Here is a 14,383-nt window from a genome sequence, read left to right as displayed (position 1 = left end):
CCCGAAAATCCCGCCCGTCCCGCGCTCGAAGAGACAAGGACCACGAGAAGCGGGAAAATCACTACCTGAACTCAGGATGCCACTAAGGTCGCAACCTTGACCGCTGGTACGGAACTGAAAGAGGAGGTCGGGGCGCATGGCGGAAACGGCGGCTCAGGAACCGGAAATCGACCAGAGAACGGTCAAGCGGGCGGTCATCGCGTCCGCGATGGGTAACGCCACAGAATGGTACGACTACGGTGTGTTCACGTCCGGGGCGATCGCCACGGCCATCGGCACCGTGTTCTTCCCCGGTGAGGGCAACGCGGTGCTCAAGTCACTCGCGCTGGTCGCCATCGGGTTCGTGGTGCGGCCCTTCGGCGGCGCGTTCTTCGGCCCGCTCGGGGACAAGATCGGCCGTCAGAAGGTGCTGGCCATCACGATCCTGCTGATGTCGGGGTGCACCTTCCTCGTCGGCTGCCTGCCGACCTACGCGGGTGGTTACGCGATCGGGATCGGCGCGCCGGTCCTGGTGCTGTTGCTCCGCCTGATCCAGGGCTTCTCGACGGGCGGCGAGTACGGCGGCGCGGCGACGTTCATCGCCGAGTACGCGCCGACGAGGCGCCGCGGGTTCTTCGGCAGCTTCCTGGAGTTCGGCACGCTGTCCGGTTACGTGCTGGGCAACATCGTCGTGCTCGCGGTGACGCTGTCGTTCACCTCGGAGCAGGTGTCGAGCTGGGCGTGGCGGATCCCGTTCTTCATCGCGCTGCCGCTCGGCCTCATCGGCCTGTACCTGAGGAACAAGCTGGAGGACACGCCGGAGTTCCGCCGGCTGGAGAAGGCGGGCGAGAAGGCGGAGAAGGCGCCGCTGAAGGAGACGCTCTCCCGCAACTGGCGGATGATCCTCAACCTGATCGGTATCGTGCTGCTGCTCAACATCGCGGACTACATGCTGCTCACCACGATGCCGACGTACTTCACGGACACGTTGAAGATCAACGACAACACGTCCACCGTGATCATCATCTGCGTGGAGCTGGTGCAGATGGCGTTGATCGCCCCGCTGGGCGCACTGTCCGACCGGATCGGCCGGAAACCGCTGCTGCTGACGGCCGCGATCGGCTACATCGTGCTGAGCTACCCGTCGATCAAGCTGATGCAGAGCGGCAACACCGCGCTGCTGGTGGTGGGTTTCGGCATCGTCGCGCTGCTGCTGGTGCTGATGCTCGCGGTGATCGGGTCGACGTTCCCGGCGATGTTCCCCACCCGCGTCCGCTACGGTTCGTTCGCGATCGGTTACAACGTGTCCACTTCGATCTTCGGTGGCACGTGCGGGGTGATCGTGACGGCGTTGATCCACGGCACCGGCAACGAGGACTGGCCGGCGTTCTACCTGATGATCGCCGCGGCGATCGCGCTCGTGCCGATCCTCCGCATCCCGGAGACCGCGCGGGTGCCGATGGCCCGCATCGACGTCCAGACCGCGCCGGCCGAAGGGCTGCGCACGGCCTGACGCCGGTACTGCCAGGGCCGCGCTCTCCCAGGAGGGCGCGGCCCTTTCGCGTCAGTCGGTCTCGGTCCGGCGCGCGAAGTGACGCCGGGACCAGGCCGCCAACGCCGCCGCGATACCGAACGCCACGCCACCTTCGACGAGCAGCGCCGTGAACACCATGGTTTTCTCCTCCTCCGGGCGAAGCCGCACCCGAGGACGTTCATCGTTCACCGACTGCCCGGTATTTCAGGAGAACCTGACGTTGAGCCGTGATCTCGGCCACGGCAAGATAGGGGCACCGCTGAGGAGGAAGGGCGGCAGATGACCGACCGCAACGACAGCCCCGGGATCGCCGAGGCCGCGCGGCTGCTCGACGACATGACCCAGCAACTGACCCCGGTGCCCGCGTTCCTCGACGAGGAGACGATCACCGAGCGGATCGAACGCACGAAGGCCGCCGAGGAGAACCTCGACGGCCACGTGTTCTAGCGGGGGATCAGGCGCTCAGGGCCGAAAGCTTGGTCCAGTCGTCCCAGGAGTAGGTCCAGTCCGAGTAGTCGCCGTCCCGCGGCGACAACTGCTGGGTGCTGCCGGTGATCTCGACCGGGTCGCCGGTGAGCACGCCGTCGTAGTACTCCTTGGCGCGGGCGGGCGACAGGTTCAGGCAGCCGTGCGAGACGTTCTGCTTGCCCTGCGCCCACACCGAGGCCTGGAGCCCGTGGATGAACTCGCCGTTGTTGGAGATCCGCACGGCCCACGGCACGTTGACGTCGGTGTAGCCGTAGCGCGGGTTGCTCATCGAGTACGTCGGGTACTTCTCCATCACCACGTGCGTGCCGCTGTGCGTGACGCGGCCGGGGTCGGAGTCGAGGCCGTAGCTCACCGGGTAGTCGGCGATCTGCTGCCCGTCGCGGATGACCTGCATGCGGTGGGTGCGGGTGTCGCCCTTGACGATCTGCGAGCGGCCGATGGTGAAGGACGCCGAGACGTCCTGCTTGCCGTAGACGCCGTCACCGATCTTGACGCCGTAGATCTTCGCGGTCACGGTCACCTTGGTGCCCGGCTGGTAGTACTCCTTGGGGCGCCAGTGCACCTGCGTGTCGGACAGCCAGGCCCAGGAGCCCTCGGTCTTCGGCGTGGTCTCGACGGAAAGCGCTTTCTCCGCAGCGGCCTTGTCGGTCACCTTGCTGCTGAAGGTCAGCGCGATGGGCATCGCGATGCCGTAGGTCTTGTCGTCGCCGACGTTCAGGCTGCCGGAGACCTGGCGCTTCGGGCTCACGGTCGTGAACTGGCCGGACAGCTGGACGGGCTTGCCGTCGGCACCGGTCGCGGTGCCTGCCCAGGTGTAGCTCTTGCCGTAGCCGAGCACCTCGGTGGTCGCCCAGCTGCGCTTGTCCGCCGCGAGCTGGCCGGCGACCTGCTTGCCCTCGGAGTTGGTGAGGGTGACGGACTCGAGCTGCCCGTCGGCGACGGTCACCTTGACCGGATCACCCGGCGCGACGTCGTGAGCCCCGGCCGCCGGCTGGGTGGTGAGCTTGGCGGGGAGGGCCTCCGCTGCGCTGCCACTGCCTCCCGCCGGGGGCTGGCTGGTCGGCGTAGGCGCCGGATCGCCCGAGCAGGCGCCGAGCCCGAGTGCGGCGGCCAGTCCCAGCGCGACGAGCGCGGCAGGCAGGCGACGTGCGGTCCTGAGTGATCTCACCAGTGATGCCCCTTCTCCCCTTTTGCCTGAACAGACGTCGAACGGGTGGTCATCGTTGACGTCCGTTCGGGTGATCGACGTCACGTCGCCTGGACTGCTCGGGCAGATGATCAGCCTAACGGGTGGAGTAGCCGTCGCTGTGTCACCGGATTGCGACGTTCCGGTGACATCGAGGAACGACGCGGAAGGGGCTTTCGCTTTCGTCAGATCTCGGTACGCTTCCCCCTAGGCCGTCGTTTTGCGTGTTCGTGGCTTCACACTCGCGGAACTTCTGACGCGAGCCATGAGCCGGACACGCTCTTCGCTCGTCTCGTTGGAACCGCCCGGGGCGGCCCGGGTGTCGCTGCGGTGGCGCTCGATGCGAAGTAACAAGGAGTAAAGCGGTGGCGCAAGGCACTGTGAAGTGGTTCAACGCCGAGAAGGGCTTCGGCTTCATCGCCCAGGACGGCGGCGAGGGCGACGTTTTCGTGCACTACTCGGAGATCGATGGTCGCGGCTTCCGCACCCTCGAAGAGAACCAGCGGGTTGAGTTCGAGGTCGGGCAGGGCCAGAAGGGCCCGCAGGCCCAGAAGGTGCGCGTCATCTGACGCTCCCTGCATGAACGTGACGAGCCCCCGGCGGTTTCCGCCGGGGGCTTGTTCGTTGTCGGGGTGGGGTTCGCGCAGGGCTCGGGGGTGCTCCGGCGCGGAGGGCGGGGGTCAGGACCAGCTGGACTTCTCGAAGAAGTGCTGGTCGGTGTCGGCGGTTCCGGCGTGGTCGGCGAACTGGCGCCGCTGGCTCGACGCGGCCTGGGCTTCCCAGGACAGGCGCTCGAGGACCCATTCACGGGCCAGCGCCTGCGGCGAGGTGCCGCGCTCCTCGGCGAGGTCGCGCAGCTGGGAGCTGGCGACGAGGTTCATGCGGAGCTGGTAGACCTGCGCTTCGCCGAAGCGCTTGCCGGTGCCCGTGCTTTCGGGTCCGGTGGTCTCGGGCGCGAGCGCGGCGAGGTAGCTGGTCAGCTCGTGGTCCTCGACCGCACCTTCGGTCTCCTTGGCCGGTGTGTTCCGGTGGCGACCGGGGTTGACGGCCTTGAGGTCGGTCCGCGTGTTGCCGCGGCGTCCTAATGATGGAAGAGGCACCCGGCCACGATAACGTTTGGATCTCGGCAGTCTGCTAAGTGTGACCCAAACCACAGGTCGCTACTCCATCCGAGCGCGGATTCCACTCACATGCAGCAAGCCGCGGTTCGCTTCGGGTGATCGCCCCTGATCAGCACGTTGAGGATCAACCATCACGCGGGGATGTTGGTCCAAGTTCCACGACGCTGCGAAAGCGGGAGCGGAAATGGAGTGGCCCCCGCGCCAGGGGGAGGAACGCGGGGGCCGGAGGGGATCTCCACAGGCGCTGACCGGGGGTGTGTCAGCACGTCGATTGTTACATGGAAGGGGCCGTGTTCGCGAGTGGTGAACGGGAAAAAGTCAGGCGGAGCGTCATGTTCCGGTCGCCGGGCGTTCACCTGGCTTTGTGGCTCTGCGTGGGCGTTTCCGCGAGCGAGGTTCACTCTGCGGGGGGCTGTGGTGCCCTGTTTTCTCTGGTTAGCCTCGCGCCAAGTTGCTTGTACTAAGCGTTTGGAGGAGCGATGAGCGGGTCTGTGGAAGTGCGACAGTTCCTCCTTCGGTACGAAGGCGGTGACGCCGGCGGCGGCATGGGCGGCGTGCCTTCGCAACGCGGTGGCCAGACCGAGGCGCCCCGCGTGTCCGACGACCAGGTCCGGAGGGCGCGCCTGGCGGTGGCGGCAGGCGCCCTCGACGCCGAGGACTGTGCTCAGCTGCTGGACATGCTGGGCCTCATCCCCGACGAGGACGGCACGATCCCCGCTCAGCGCTGATCCCCGGGTGTCTTTTGCAGGAAGGCCGACCAGGGGCACACCCCCTGGTCGTACCCCTGGTCAGCCTCCGCGCGGAAGCTATCGATGTGCCCGGCCGCCCGGCAACCGGTTTTCCGGGCGGAAGAGTGATCAGGGCCACTGCTCCACCGAGACGCCCGATTCCGGTCGCCAAGGCGGGTGTCGAGGGCTGTTTCTGCAGGTAGACTGGGGTTTCAGGCGTTAGGGGATACCGGGTTGGAGCCCGGTTCGGACGTGCCCTATGCTTGTAATCGCTCCCGGGGGGACCTGAGAGCACGGTCGGTCGGTTAGCCGAAACCGATCGAGCTCCCATCGTCCAGCGGCCTAGGACTCCGCCCTTTCAAGGCGGCAACGCGGGTTCGAATCCCGTTGGGAGTACGCAGTACAAGCAAGGCCCTGTGGCGCAGTTGGTTAGCGCGTCGCCCTGTCACGGCGAAGGTCGCGGGTTCGAGTCCCGTCAGGGTCGCAACAGCGTCTGGCACGTCGCCGGCGTTTCCGGCCAGGTAGCTCAGTTGGTACGAGCGTCCGCCTGAAAAGCGGAAGGTCGCCGGTTCGACCCCGGCCCTGGCCACCGGTCGATGAACCGCTCCGATGCAGGTCGGGGCGGTTTTTCATGTCTGCCGTCTCCCGCGGCTCTGCCCGGCGTTGACCTTGGTTGACCCCGGATTGCCGCCCCTTGGGGCACGCCGGGGGCACGGCTCTTCTCCCCCTCCCCACTCCTCCGGGCTGAGGTGATCTCCTCGCGGCGCGGGTTCACCCCTGCCAGGCCGGGTGGTGCCGGTCAAGGGTCTGCCGGAGGCCGCGAAGCGCCCTTGACCGGTGCCGGCCGGGCTGGCTGCCCTTGGGCGCGCCGTGGGGAGATCACCGGACTGGTCCGTTCGGCTGATCTCTGAAGCGGTACCGGGGTCCGGGGCAGAGCCCCGTGCCTTCTCTGTCATGCTTCGCACATGGCGGAGGTCACATTCTTAGGGCAAGCTGAGCCGGTCGACGAATACGGCCGGGCGCTTTATGCGGTCGCGCGCTCTGTATTGCGAGCCCTGCTCGATCAGCTCAGTTCGGACGATCTGACGGACTTGAACTGTGATCGAGCCGATGTAACGCTCCGCCAACTGGCGAAGGTCGCAAGGCTCCACCGCGACAAGGGTATGCGTGGTGATGGGTTCGAGTGGGCTGTCCACGAGGCGATCACAGGCGGCGAGCATCGAGTGTCGGAGATCGTCGCGGATGTCCTCCGCAGAGTTAGTCCAGGGTCGTTCAAGCAGATGGAGGCTCCGACATCGTTGATGTTTGGGCACGAGCGGGCGCGTTACCTTGGGTTCACCGACGCGGTGGTCAGTAACGCCAACGGCGACGCCGTGCTGCTGCCAGACGGCTCGGGACGGCCATTTCTGTTCGGTTCATGGGTACCGGTTGCTGCGCGCGGGCACGCTGCGGAGCCCTTGTTAGCCACACGCATCAAGAAGGTGTGGAAGACGGACATCTTCCTCAGCGATAGCCATAAGGCGCGCTTTGCTGCGACCACGATCAAGAGCAACTGGCACCAGCTTGAGGATGGGGCTGGTCTGCGTGTTGCGATCGTGCCCGAGGCGCCAGACCTTCGTCCAGGCACGCGACGCTTCCAGTCCTTGCATCTCGCAGTTCTTCCCGACCCTGATGGGTTTATGGGACTCTTCAATGACGCGTACGAGGCTGTCGCAGGGGCTATCTTGACGATCGGCCGCCACGATAAGGCTCCGTACTACCTCAAGCCGAGTGCAAAGGCTCTCCGATTGCAGGAGCAGCTTGAGAAGTACAAGCTCGCGAAGGTGCCTGAGATCATTGATGCGCTGAACGACGCTGCACAACAAAACCTGATCACTGTGGACCACAGGCTTATGTCGGTGGAGGCTCCAGGATGGCTCTACATCAACGAGCAGCGCACCCCTATCATCGCGCCGCGTCCCCGCTTCGAGCGCTTGGACTGACATCGTCCCCGCCCTGGGGAGGGCTAGTTTGGTTATGCCGTTGGTCGTGGCTCCCAGCGTGTCCGCCGGCCGAAGCGGAGCGGCAGGCCGAGCGGACCGCGCGGCGCGCTTGCGCGCCGCCTTGATTCCATAGAGCCAGGTTCGGCAAGCCGTAAGCGTGGAGGGGTTCAATGTTGGTGGCTTCGTTCGTCGTAGCACTCGTTGCCGCCCTCGCGGCAGTGGCTGCCGTCGCTTATGCACGTGGACAAAAAGTGGCGGCGGACCGATCGGCTACTGCCTCAGAACGTGCGGCTACAGCTGCAGAGTTATCTGCGAAGGCAGCGCTCACTGCGGAGGAGCGCGCACTTCGCTCTGAGCAAGACATGGCGGCGATGCAAGCTCGGCTTGTCACATCCGAGGTTATCTATCCAACTCCGTCCGAGGAAGTTCAAGGCTTTGATTTTCTGCGCATTGAAGTGAAGAACCATAGCGATGCACCAGTTCACTTGCCCAGGATTGCAGAGTTGCGAAATTCTTCGGCATGGGTGACAGGATTTCAAATTGGCTGGAAGGTCGTTGAGGACTACACGGATTCATACCGGGACCCCGAAGTACTAGGGCCGGGCGAGTCGCACCGCTTCCCTGCGGAGTTCGTGATCGACGAGTCAAAGTTGCCGAAGGGCGCGACTTGGGAGCCGACCGCGGTCGTCATCTCTTTCACGGACGCTCGCGGCGTACGGTGGCGGCGGACAGGAAACGAAGAACCCCGGCGTGAACTGTAGTTCAGTCTATCTACTCTCAAGTGTTACTGTAGCGATTGCTTTATCGTCGTGTCGTTTTGCGCGCGGTAAGTTGCGAGCCTGTGAATCTTGACTGGCTTCCCACTGCTGACATTCGCGTAGTAGAAGATGTAGCGTGCCCGTGTTGGCATTTATGAGCCGTTGCCAATTGTTCAGGTGGAGATAATTCATGGTGTTGTAAGCCCCATCCGTGGCTAGGACTAGCCAGGGTGTTGCGGTTTGACACCGGGAATCGGTGATAGCGTAGGTTGCTGCTGTAGGGTTCGCCTCCGCAATCCAATAGCCGCCTGGCTTGTTGCGGTGTTGAGCTTGCTGTGTCTGTAGCTCGCGCAGGAGTGCGCGGTGTTCGTCGTCGTAGCCGTGGCCGGCTGCGAGGCGTTCGCGGTACTTGCGGCGGGGTTCGAGGTCGAGGCGGTCTATGCGGTCGTCCGTGAGGATTTCGCCGCCGGGGAGGATCACCGTGTTGTCGCCGAGAAGCAGCAGGTCAAGGTGCTCGTCGCGTTCGCGGGCGATCGTTACCGTGCTGGATGGCGACTCGCCTGCGCGGAGGTCGTAGTGGGCCGCGGTGGCCTTGATGCCTTCGGCGAGGATTTCTTGTAGGTCGGCGGCCGGATCACCTGTGAGGGCGTCGGCGAGGAAGCGGCCGAGGTAGTCGGCGTAGGCGGATGCTGGGACGGGTACCGGGACGAAGGCGGATGCGCCGTCGAGGAGGATGACGGCGTGCGGGGTCACGAAGATCTTGTCGGCGCTCTCCTCCATCGGTGGGAGCTGCGCGGTTGTGACTCGCATGTGTTCACCAAACGTAGGGTCCTGCGGCAAGTTCGCTGTCGGTGATGGTGAGCCCGTCGTAGGTCGCTCGCACGACCAGTGACATCGGCTGCTGTCCGACCTGCCGGAACACGTCGGCGAGATGCGCTCGGAGGTAGTGCGTCGCGCCGAGTGATCCGATGCCGTGGATACCCGCGATGTGGATGATCACACGGTTGTCGATCATGTGCCAGGCCACATACGCCACGTCGGCGGACTGCGGCGCGGGCTCGTCGGAGGGCGAACCGATCCGGATGCCGTCCTCGCGCTGCTCGATCCACCACCGCCCGTCGTCCTCGACCATCGTCAAGGCGGGATCACGGGAGAGCAGGTCAGCGCCGATCGGAGCGGACTTCGGGCCACACACGACGATCGTGTCTCCGGCTGGCGGCTCGGTCCGGTCGGGCTCGATCTGGTAGCGGGAGGTGGCGAGGGAGAGCGCGGTCAACAGGGCTTCGAGCTGGTTGGCGGTCTCGGCGTCCTCGGCCGCGATCAGCGGGCGCTCCCGGTCCGTCGTCTGGTAGCGGTATGGCACGCCGATGCTCACCGGACCGACGCCGAAGAACGCTCGCTCCGCAGCGGGTGCCGTGCTGCGGATTTGCGTGATCCGGCCCTTCGTGATGCCCAGCGCTCCAGCGATCTCGGTGTAGCTCATGCCCAGCTCACGGTGCGCTTCCTCGATCGCGGCCTTCCGGAGCCGCGCCAGCTCGGTCGCTCGTTGCTGGTAGGTCGTGAGCAGCTCGGTTGCGCGCTTGCCCCGCCGGATCGGGTCGGGGTCGCGCCGGACGCTGTCGAAGTCCTCGGTGCTCACAAGGTCGGAGTTTAGACCCCCTTGACGCTTCCCGTCAGGGGCCGGTACATTGCTGTTTAGACCCCCTAGACACGCCAGGGCGCACTATAGAGCGGGTGTTTAGGGGTCTAAACCGTCCAAGAGGGCCACGACACGAGGAGTTCGAAGAGATGGCGATCAGCAGGGGGCACCGGTTCCCGGTCGAGTTCGATGAGGCGTTTCCGCAGGGTTTGGTGATGGTGGGTGAGGTGTCGCCGGACAACGAGTACCAGTCGCGGGAGGACCGGGCGGCGGGTCGTCCGGCTCGTCAGCGGGTGGACGAGATCACCGGGAAGCGGCAGTGGAAGGTCACGGTGACCGACCCGTCGGAGCCGAACGCGAAGCGCGCTTCGTTCGAGGTGACGTTGCTGGCCGATGTGCAGCCGGTGCCGACCACGGGTGAGGTGCTGCCGGGGATGCGGCCGGTCGAGCTGGAGGGGCTGACCGCGGAGCCGCGTGTGGCTGGCAACGGTGAGTTCAAGTACCAGTCGTACGTGTTCCGCGCGTCCGGGTTCAAGGCCGTCAACACGGGTGGCGGCCGGGGCAAGTCGCAGGGCGGGCCGGCTGAGTCGGCCAAGGCCGCGTGACGGGTGTGGTCGCGATGACCTGCCACGACACCAAGCCGCCCAAGTTTCGGCTGAACGAACAGCCGGGTCCGCCGGGCTACATGTACGAGAACGTCGCGAACCACGTGGCGGCGCGGATCGAGGCGGGGGAGCTGCCTCCGCACACGCCGCTGGCAAGCGAGCGGGAGTTCGCCAAGGAGTACGGCGTCTCGCTCGGCACCGCCCGCCACGCGATCGAGATCCTGCGCAAGCGCGGCCTGTTGGTCACGATCCCGTCCAAGGGCACGTTCGTGACGGACCGGCGGAGTTCCTGAACCCGGCACGGGGACGAGTGAAGGAGTGTGACCGTCCCGCTCGTCCCCGTGCCATCCCACCCACGACCTCGAGGGGAGGTGATGGTGGTGTCGCCGAGGCTACCGCGCTCCCGACGCCGCTGGTTCATCCGGCGTCGGTGCTGGATCTGCGGAGGACGGCAACGAGTGATGCGAGACAAAGTGCTTGTGTGTAAGGCCTGCCAACGGAAGTCGGCCGAAGGTCTCTAAGTCCAGATAGGACGAAAGCTAACGCGCGAAGGGTTCGTGCGGCGATGTCGTGCGCCCTGATTCACGTCCCGAGTTGTTAGGCGCAGAAGCGGTACCTGGCTACCAACCTTTCCCGCTTCTGCGCTGTCCACACCTGACGGAGCAGACGTTGAAGACGATAGACAACCGTACACAATCGGCGTCAAGAGACCGCGTCCCGGCGCGGTGCAGTGCGTGCCGCAGGTTCGCCCGTTTGGCACCGGGGGACACTGAGTGCGCTACGTGCGCGGGGCGGCTGCCCCTGGACATTCCGTCTGGGGGTGGCCGCTGATGGACGCGCACACCCTCGGAGTTCTCCTGCTCGGCAGTGGCGCACTCGCGGTCGTGGTGTGGGTGCTGCACAAGCTCGGCAAAGCCCTGGCCGGTTTCGCCGAAACCCTCGCCGCGGTCGCGGTGGTGTTCCTGGCGTTGTGGTGGCTGTGCAAGGGCGTGTTCTGGGTCGTCGCGCAGATCGTGATGCACCCGCGCACCAGCCTGACTGTGGTGGCAGTGGCGGCCTGGTGCTACTGGCTCGGCTGGCTCTCGCTGGTCGTCACCCTGACTGTGGTGGCGTCGGGGCTGGCGTCCTGGCGGTGGTTCCACCTCGTGTCCTACGACCAGTGGGCCGGGCGGGTGCTGCGGACGTGGTGGCAGAAGTGGGCGATCTACATGCCCAAGCTGCCGGAATGGCTGCACGCCTGCGGTCTGAGCGTGAAGGACGACGCGATCCCCGTCGACGTGACGGTGACGTTGGTGGGGCGCAAGAAGGTGTCCCGGGAACAGCGGTCGGCCGGGGTGCGCGTGCCGAAGGTGAAGCGGGTGCGCTCCGGGCCGTCCTGGGATGAGGTGCAGGTCCGGTTGGTGCCGGGGCAGAAGCCGGAGGACTTCGACGACGCCGCCCGAGCACTGGCCTCCGCCCGGAAGGTCAGCCGGTGCCAGGTGCGGGAGATCGCCCCCAACGTGGTCTCCATCGACTTTCAGCGCCGTAACCTGCTTGCCGCGCCCGTGCCGTGCCCGGAGATCGGGGAGCGGGCGGTGGATCTGCGGCGGGTGTGGTCCGGGCGGACCGAGTACGGGCAGGACTGGCACGTCCCGCTGCACGGCTCCGGCAGTCACACCCTCGTCGCCGGGGCCAGCGGTGCGGGCAAGAACTCGATGATGTGGTGCCCGCTCGTGTCGATCGCCCCGGCGATCCGGGACGGCATGGTGCGGGTCTCGGGAATCGACCCGAAGGGGATGGAACTCGCGTACGGGCGCGGGATCTTCCACCGCTACGCGGTCACCCCGAAGGACGCGCTCGAAGTCCTGGGCGAGCTGGTGGCCGCGATGGACGCCCGCAAGACCGAGTTCGCCGGGCGAGTCCGGAACGTCCCGATCAGCGCCGAGAACCCGCTTGAGCTGGTCGAGTTCGACGAAATCGGTGCCCTGACCAAGTACACCGACCGCAAGACGCGGGAGCAGATCGTGGAACGCGTCGCGCTGCTGACCACGCAGGGCCGGGCGCTCGGGTTCACCGTCCGCGGCTATGTGCAGGAGCCGACGAAGGACACGGTTCCGGTGCGGGAGCTGTTCCCCCGCCGCATCTGCCTGCGGGTCACCTCGAAATCGCACGTCGGCATGGTGCTCGGGGACCAGGCGTACGAGCGGGGTGCCTGGGCGAACCGGATCGCCGAGACCGAAGCCGGCGTCGGCTACGTCTGGGGCGAAGGCCTCCGCGAACCCCTCCGTGTCCGGGCCGGATGGGTGCCCGACGACACCGTGAAGGCCCTGGAAGCGTTCGTCACCGGCCGCATTGCTTCGATCGGGGGTGCGGCGGCATGACCAGCCATGACGTGGTGCCCTACCTCGATGCGCTGCGGGATCACCTCGCCCGGTATGCGGTGCCCTCGCCGTTGTCGGTGGAGTGCACGACCTGGCGAGAGCCCGTCGCGGTGCACCTGCACGAGCTCGGCTTGGACGGGCTCGCCTCCGCACTCCTGGCCTGGGCTCGCACGCTCGACGGCGTGACCGTGACCGCCATCCAGCTCGACGATGCCCCGTCCGTGCATCTGACCGTGGTCGGTCGGATGGCGACCGGAGTTCCGGTGCACGTCTGGGGCGCTGTCCGGTACGAGCGGGCGGTGTTTCCGGATTTGCCGCGCGGGGTGGAGCAGGACGTGGAACTGGCCACCCTGCACGGCTGGGCTCGGCGAGAGGTGGCTGCATGAGCACTCGTGCTGAGCGGATGCGGCTGCCGCTGTCCACCGAGGTCATGAAGGCCACCGCCGAGAAACACGGGGTGTGCGTGCGGCCGTTCACGATGGAGGTCGGCGACCCCGACACCGGCGAACTCCGCTACGTCGCCGTGCCCTGCGGCTCCACCGTGGAGAGCGTCTGTGCGCCGTGCGCCAAGAAGGCCAAAGCGTTGCGGATGGCGCAGTGCCGGGAGGGCTGGCACCTCACGGAGGAACCCGACTTCACCCCGGCCCCTCCGTCTCCGGAGCAGAAGGAGTTGATGGAGTTCCGCGCCGATCTGGTCGCGCGGTACCGGGAGGCGGTCGAGCACGGGGAGGAAGGCCAGGCCGACGAGCTGCGGGAGGAGATCCGCGGGGTCGATGAGGAACTTCGGCAACTCGGCATGCGCGGCCGCTTGCCCTCGCCGGATCTGCCCGGCAAGCGGCCGGTGAAGCGGTCGACCAAGCGGCGGCAGGACGCGCCGAACCTGCCGCGGAAGAAGGTCGCCAAGACCACGGTGGGCCGGGAGTACGCGGGGAAGTTCCGGCCGTCGATGTTCGTCACGCTGACCTGCGACACCTATGGGCGGGTGCGAGAGGATGGCACTCCGGTCAATCCCGCTGAGTACGACTATCGGCGGGCGGCGCGGGATGCGGTGCACTTCGCCTCGCTGGTGGATCGGTGGTGGCAGAACCTCCGCCGCGTCGTCGGCTGGGACGTCCAGTACTTCGCCACCGTCGAACCCCAGAAGCGCACCGCACCACACCTGCACGCGGCATTGCGGGGCTCGATCCCGCACGAGGTGCTGCGGCAGGTCACCGAGGCCACCTACCACCAGGTCTGGTGGCCCCGGCACGACGAGCCCATCTATGGCGGGGACCGGCTGCCCGTGTGGGACGCGCGCACCAAGGGCTTCGTCGACCCGGAGAAACACGAACCCCTGACGCCGTGGGAAGAGGCGGTGGAGGAGGTCGAAGAACCCGCCCACGTGGTCACGTTCGGGCGGCAGGTGCACTCCAAGGGCATCCTCGGCGGCACCGAAGAAGCCGGACGCCACATCGGCTACCTGACCAAATACCTCACCAAGTCCACCGGCGAGGTGGTCGAGGCCAGCAGCGCCCGGCAGCGGGAACACCACGACCGGCTCCACGCCGAACTCGCCATCACCCCCTGTTCGCCCCGCTGCGCGGTCTGGCTGCTCTACGGCATCCAGCCACTCGGGGCCACCAGCCGGATGACCCCGGGCCACTGCAAAGGCAGGGCGCACCGCCGGACCACGCTCGGGCTGCCCGGCCGGCGGGTCCTGGTCTCCCGCAAGTGGTCGGGCAAGTCCCTCGCGGACCACAAGGCCGACCGGAAGGCGTTCGTGCGGGACATGCTCGCGAACGTCGGCATCGTCAAACCCGAACAGGACACCTCGCGGCTGATCTGGCGCAAGGTCCAGCCCGGCGACCGGGACGCACCACCCCGCGCCCACCTGCTCATGAGAGCCATCGCAGAACGGATCACCTGGAAAGCCGAGTACGACCGCGCACTACTCGCCGCCGGGCCACCACCAGGCGTTCCAGAAACTTCGGCAACTCGGCTGGCGGCGTAGGCGGAGGGGGAC

At 66.6% G+C, this 14,383-nt stretch carries 15 protein-coding genes and 3 tRNA genes; 14 read left to right on the top strand and 4 right to left on the bottom strand.

Annotated features, from left to right (window positions below; translation table 11 throughout):
* Positions 1-136 precede the first annotated feature (136 nt).
* Together ABFX51_RS13605 and ABFX51_RS13600 are read left to right on the top strand one after the other, a co-directional pair.
* The gene (locus ABFX51_RS13605) at positions 137-1,492 is read left to right on the top strand and encodes an MFS transporter (protein ID WP_177228725.1); all 1,356 of its coding nucleotides are present in this window, start codon (positions 137-139) and stop codon (positions 1,490-1,492) included.
* 300 nt (positions 1,493-1,792) lie between these two features.
* Complete coding sequence (locus tag ABFX51_RS13600) at positions 1,793-1,960, top strand: hypothetical protein (protein WP_177228716.1); 168 nt, start codon at positions 1,793-1,795, stop codon at positions 1,958-1,960.
* A gap of 7 nt (positions 1,961-1,967) precedes the next feature.
* On the opposite strand, the gene ABFX51_RS13595 is transcribed toward ABFX51_RS13600, so the two are convergent.
* Positions 1,968-3,170: a L,D-transpeptidase gene (locus ABFX51_RS13595; RefSeq protein ID WP_218153471.1), complete on the bottom strand. Its 1,203-nt coding sequence runs from the start codon at positions 3,168-3,170 to the stop codon at positions 1,968-1,970.
* Positions 3,171-3,553: 383 nt separating this feature from the next.
* On the opposite strand from ABFX51_RS13595, the gene ABFX51_RS13590 reads away from it, so the two are divergent.
* Positions 3,554-3,757, top strand: coding sequence for a cold-shock protein (locus ABFX51_RS13590; RefSeq protein ID WP_027941311.1), 204 nt, complete (start codon positions 3,554-3,556; stop codon positions 3,755-3,757).
* A 111-nt stretch (positions 3,758-3,868) separates the two neighbouring features.
* Here the strand turns inward: ABFX51_RS13590 and ABFX51_RS13585 are convergent, their stop codons facing one another.
* Positions 3,869-4,288 (bottom strand): hypothetical protein, encoded by a 420-nt coding sequence (locus ABFX51_RS13585; protein ID WP_091508167.1) that lies wholly within the window; start codon positions 4,286-4,288, stop codon positions 3,869-3,871.
* 500 nt (positions 4,289-4,788) lie between these two features.
* Here ABFX51_RS13585 and ABFX51_RS13580 point away from each other — a divergent pair, with 500 nt between their 5' ends.
* From ABFX51_RS13580 to ABFX51_RS13555, 6 genes are all read left to right on the top strand, one after another.
* The gene (locus ABFX51_RS13580; RefSeq protein ID WP_091508170.1) at positions 4,789-5,037 is read left to right on the top strand and encodes a hypothetical protein; all 249 of its coding nucleotides are present in this window, start codon (positions 4,789-4,791) and stop codon (positions 5,035-5,037) included.
* A gap of 323 nt (positions 5,038-5,360) precedes the next feature.
* A tRNA-Glu gene (locus ABFX51_RS13575) sits at positions 5,361-5,433 on the top strand.
* 14 nt (positions 5,434-5,447) lie between these two features.
* Positions 5,448-5,521, top strand: a tRNA-Asp gene (locus ABFX51_RS13570).
* 31 nt (positions 5,522-5,552) lie between these two features.
* Positions 5,553-5,626: transfer RNA gene (locus tag ABFX51_RS13565), tRNA-Phe, on the top strand.
* Between the two features lie 376 nt (positions 5,627-6,002).
* A complete protein-coding gene (locus ABFX51_RS13560) occupies positions 6,003-7,019 on the top strand; it encodes a hypothetical protein (RefSeq protein WP_346053873.1) in 1,017 nt (338 codons plus the stop codon).
* Positions 7,020-7,195: 176 nt separating this feature from the next.
* Positions 7,196-7,780 (top strand): hypothetical protein, encoded by a 585-nt coding sequence (locus ABFX51_RS13555; RefSeq protein ID WP_346053872.1) that lies wholly within the window; start codon positions 7,196-7,198, stop codon positions 7,778-7,780.
* A gap of 6 nt (positions 7,781-7,786) precedes the next feature.
* On the opposite strand, the gene ABFX51_RS13550 is transcribed toward ABFX51_RS13555, so the two are convergent.
* Positions 7,787-8,557, bottom strand: coding sequence for a hypothetical protein (locus ABFX51_RS13550; RefSeq protein WP_346053871.1), 771 nt, complete (start codon positions 8,555-8,557; stop codon positions 7,787-7,789).
* A gap of 34 nt (positions 8,558-8,591) precedes the next feature.
* Positions 8,592-9,416 carry a hypothetical protein gene (locus tag ABFX51_RS13545; protein ID WP_346053870.1) on the bottom strand — a complete coding sequence of 275 codons (825 nt, stop codon included), beginning with the start codon at positions 9,414-9,416 and terminating at the stop codon, positions 8,592-8,594.
* A 149-nt stretch (positions 9,417-9,565) separates the two neighbouring features.
* Between ABFX51_RS13545 and ABFX51_RS13540 the strand changes: the two genes are divergently transcribed.
* The 5 genes from ABFX51_RS13540 to ABFX51_RS13520 all read left to right on the top strand — a co-directional run bounded on the left by ABFX51_RS13540 (position 9,566) and on the right by ABFX51_RS13520 (position 14,371).
* Positions 9,566-10,021, top strand: coding sequence for a hypothetical protein (locus ABFX51_RS13540; RefSeq protein ID WP_346053869.1), 456 nt, complete (start codon positions 9,566-9,568; stop codon positions 10,019-10,021).
* Positions 10,018-10,314, top strand: coding sequence for a winged helix-turn-helix domain-containing protein (locus tag ABFX51_RS13535; protein ID WP_346053868.1), 297 nt, complete (start codon positions 10,018-10,020; stop codon positions 10,312-10,314). The genes ABFX51_RS13540 and ABFX51_RS13535 overlap by 4 nt, the downstream gene beginning before the upstream one ends.
* Positions 10,315-10,851: 537 nt before the next feature.
* Positions 10,852-12,381, top strand: coding sequence for an FtsK/SpoIIIE domain-containing protein (locus tag ABFX51_RS13530; protein ID WP_346053867.1), 1,530 nt, complete (start codon positions 10,852-10,854; stop codon positions 12,379-12,381).
* On the top strand, positions 12,378-12,767 hold the full coding sequence (locus tag ABFX51_RS13525) for a hypothetical protein (protein WP_346053866.1): 390 nt from the start codon (positions 12,378-12,380) through the stop codon (positions 12,765-12,767). The genes ABFX51_RS13530 and ABFX51_RS13525 overlap by 4 nt, the downstream gene beginning before the upstream one ends.
* Positions 12,764-14,371: a replication initiator gene (locus tag ABFX51_RS13520; protein ID WP_346053865.1), complete on the top strand. Its 1,608-nt coding sequence runs from the start codon at positions 12,764-12,766 to the stop codon at positions 14,369-14,371. Before ABFX51_RS13525 ends, ABFX51_RS13520 begins: the two co-directional genes overlap by 4 nt.
* Positions 14,372-14,383: the final 12 nt, after the last annotated feature.

It is taken from the genome of Amycolatopsis dongchuanensis (assembly GCF_039542405.1).
GTDB classification, from domain to species: Bacteria; Actinomycetota; Actinomycetes; order Mycobacteriales; family Pseudonocardiaceae; genus Amycolatopsis_E; species Amycolatopsis_E sacchari.
This window is presented reverse-complemented; position numbering and strand designations above follow the sequence as displayed.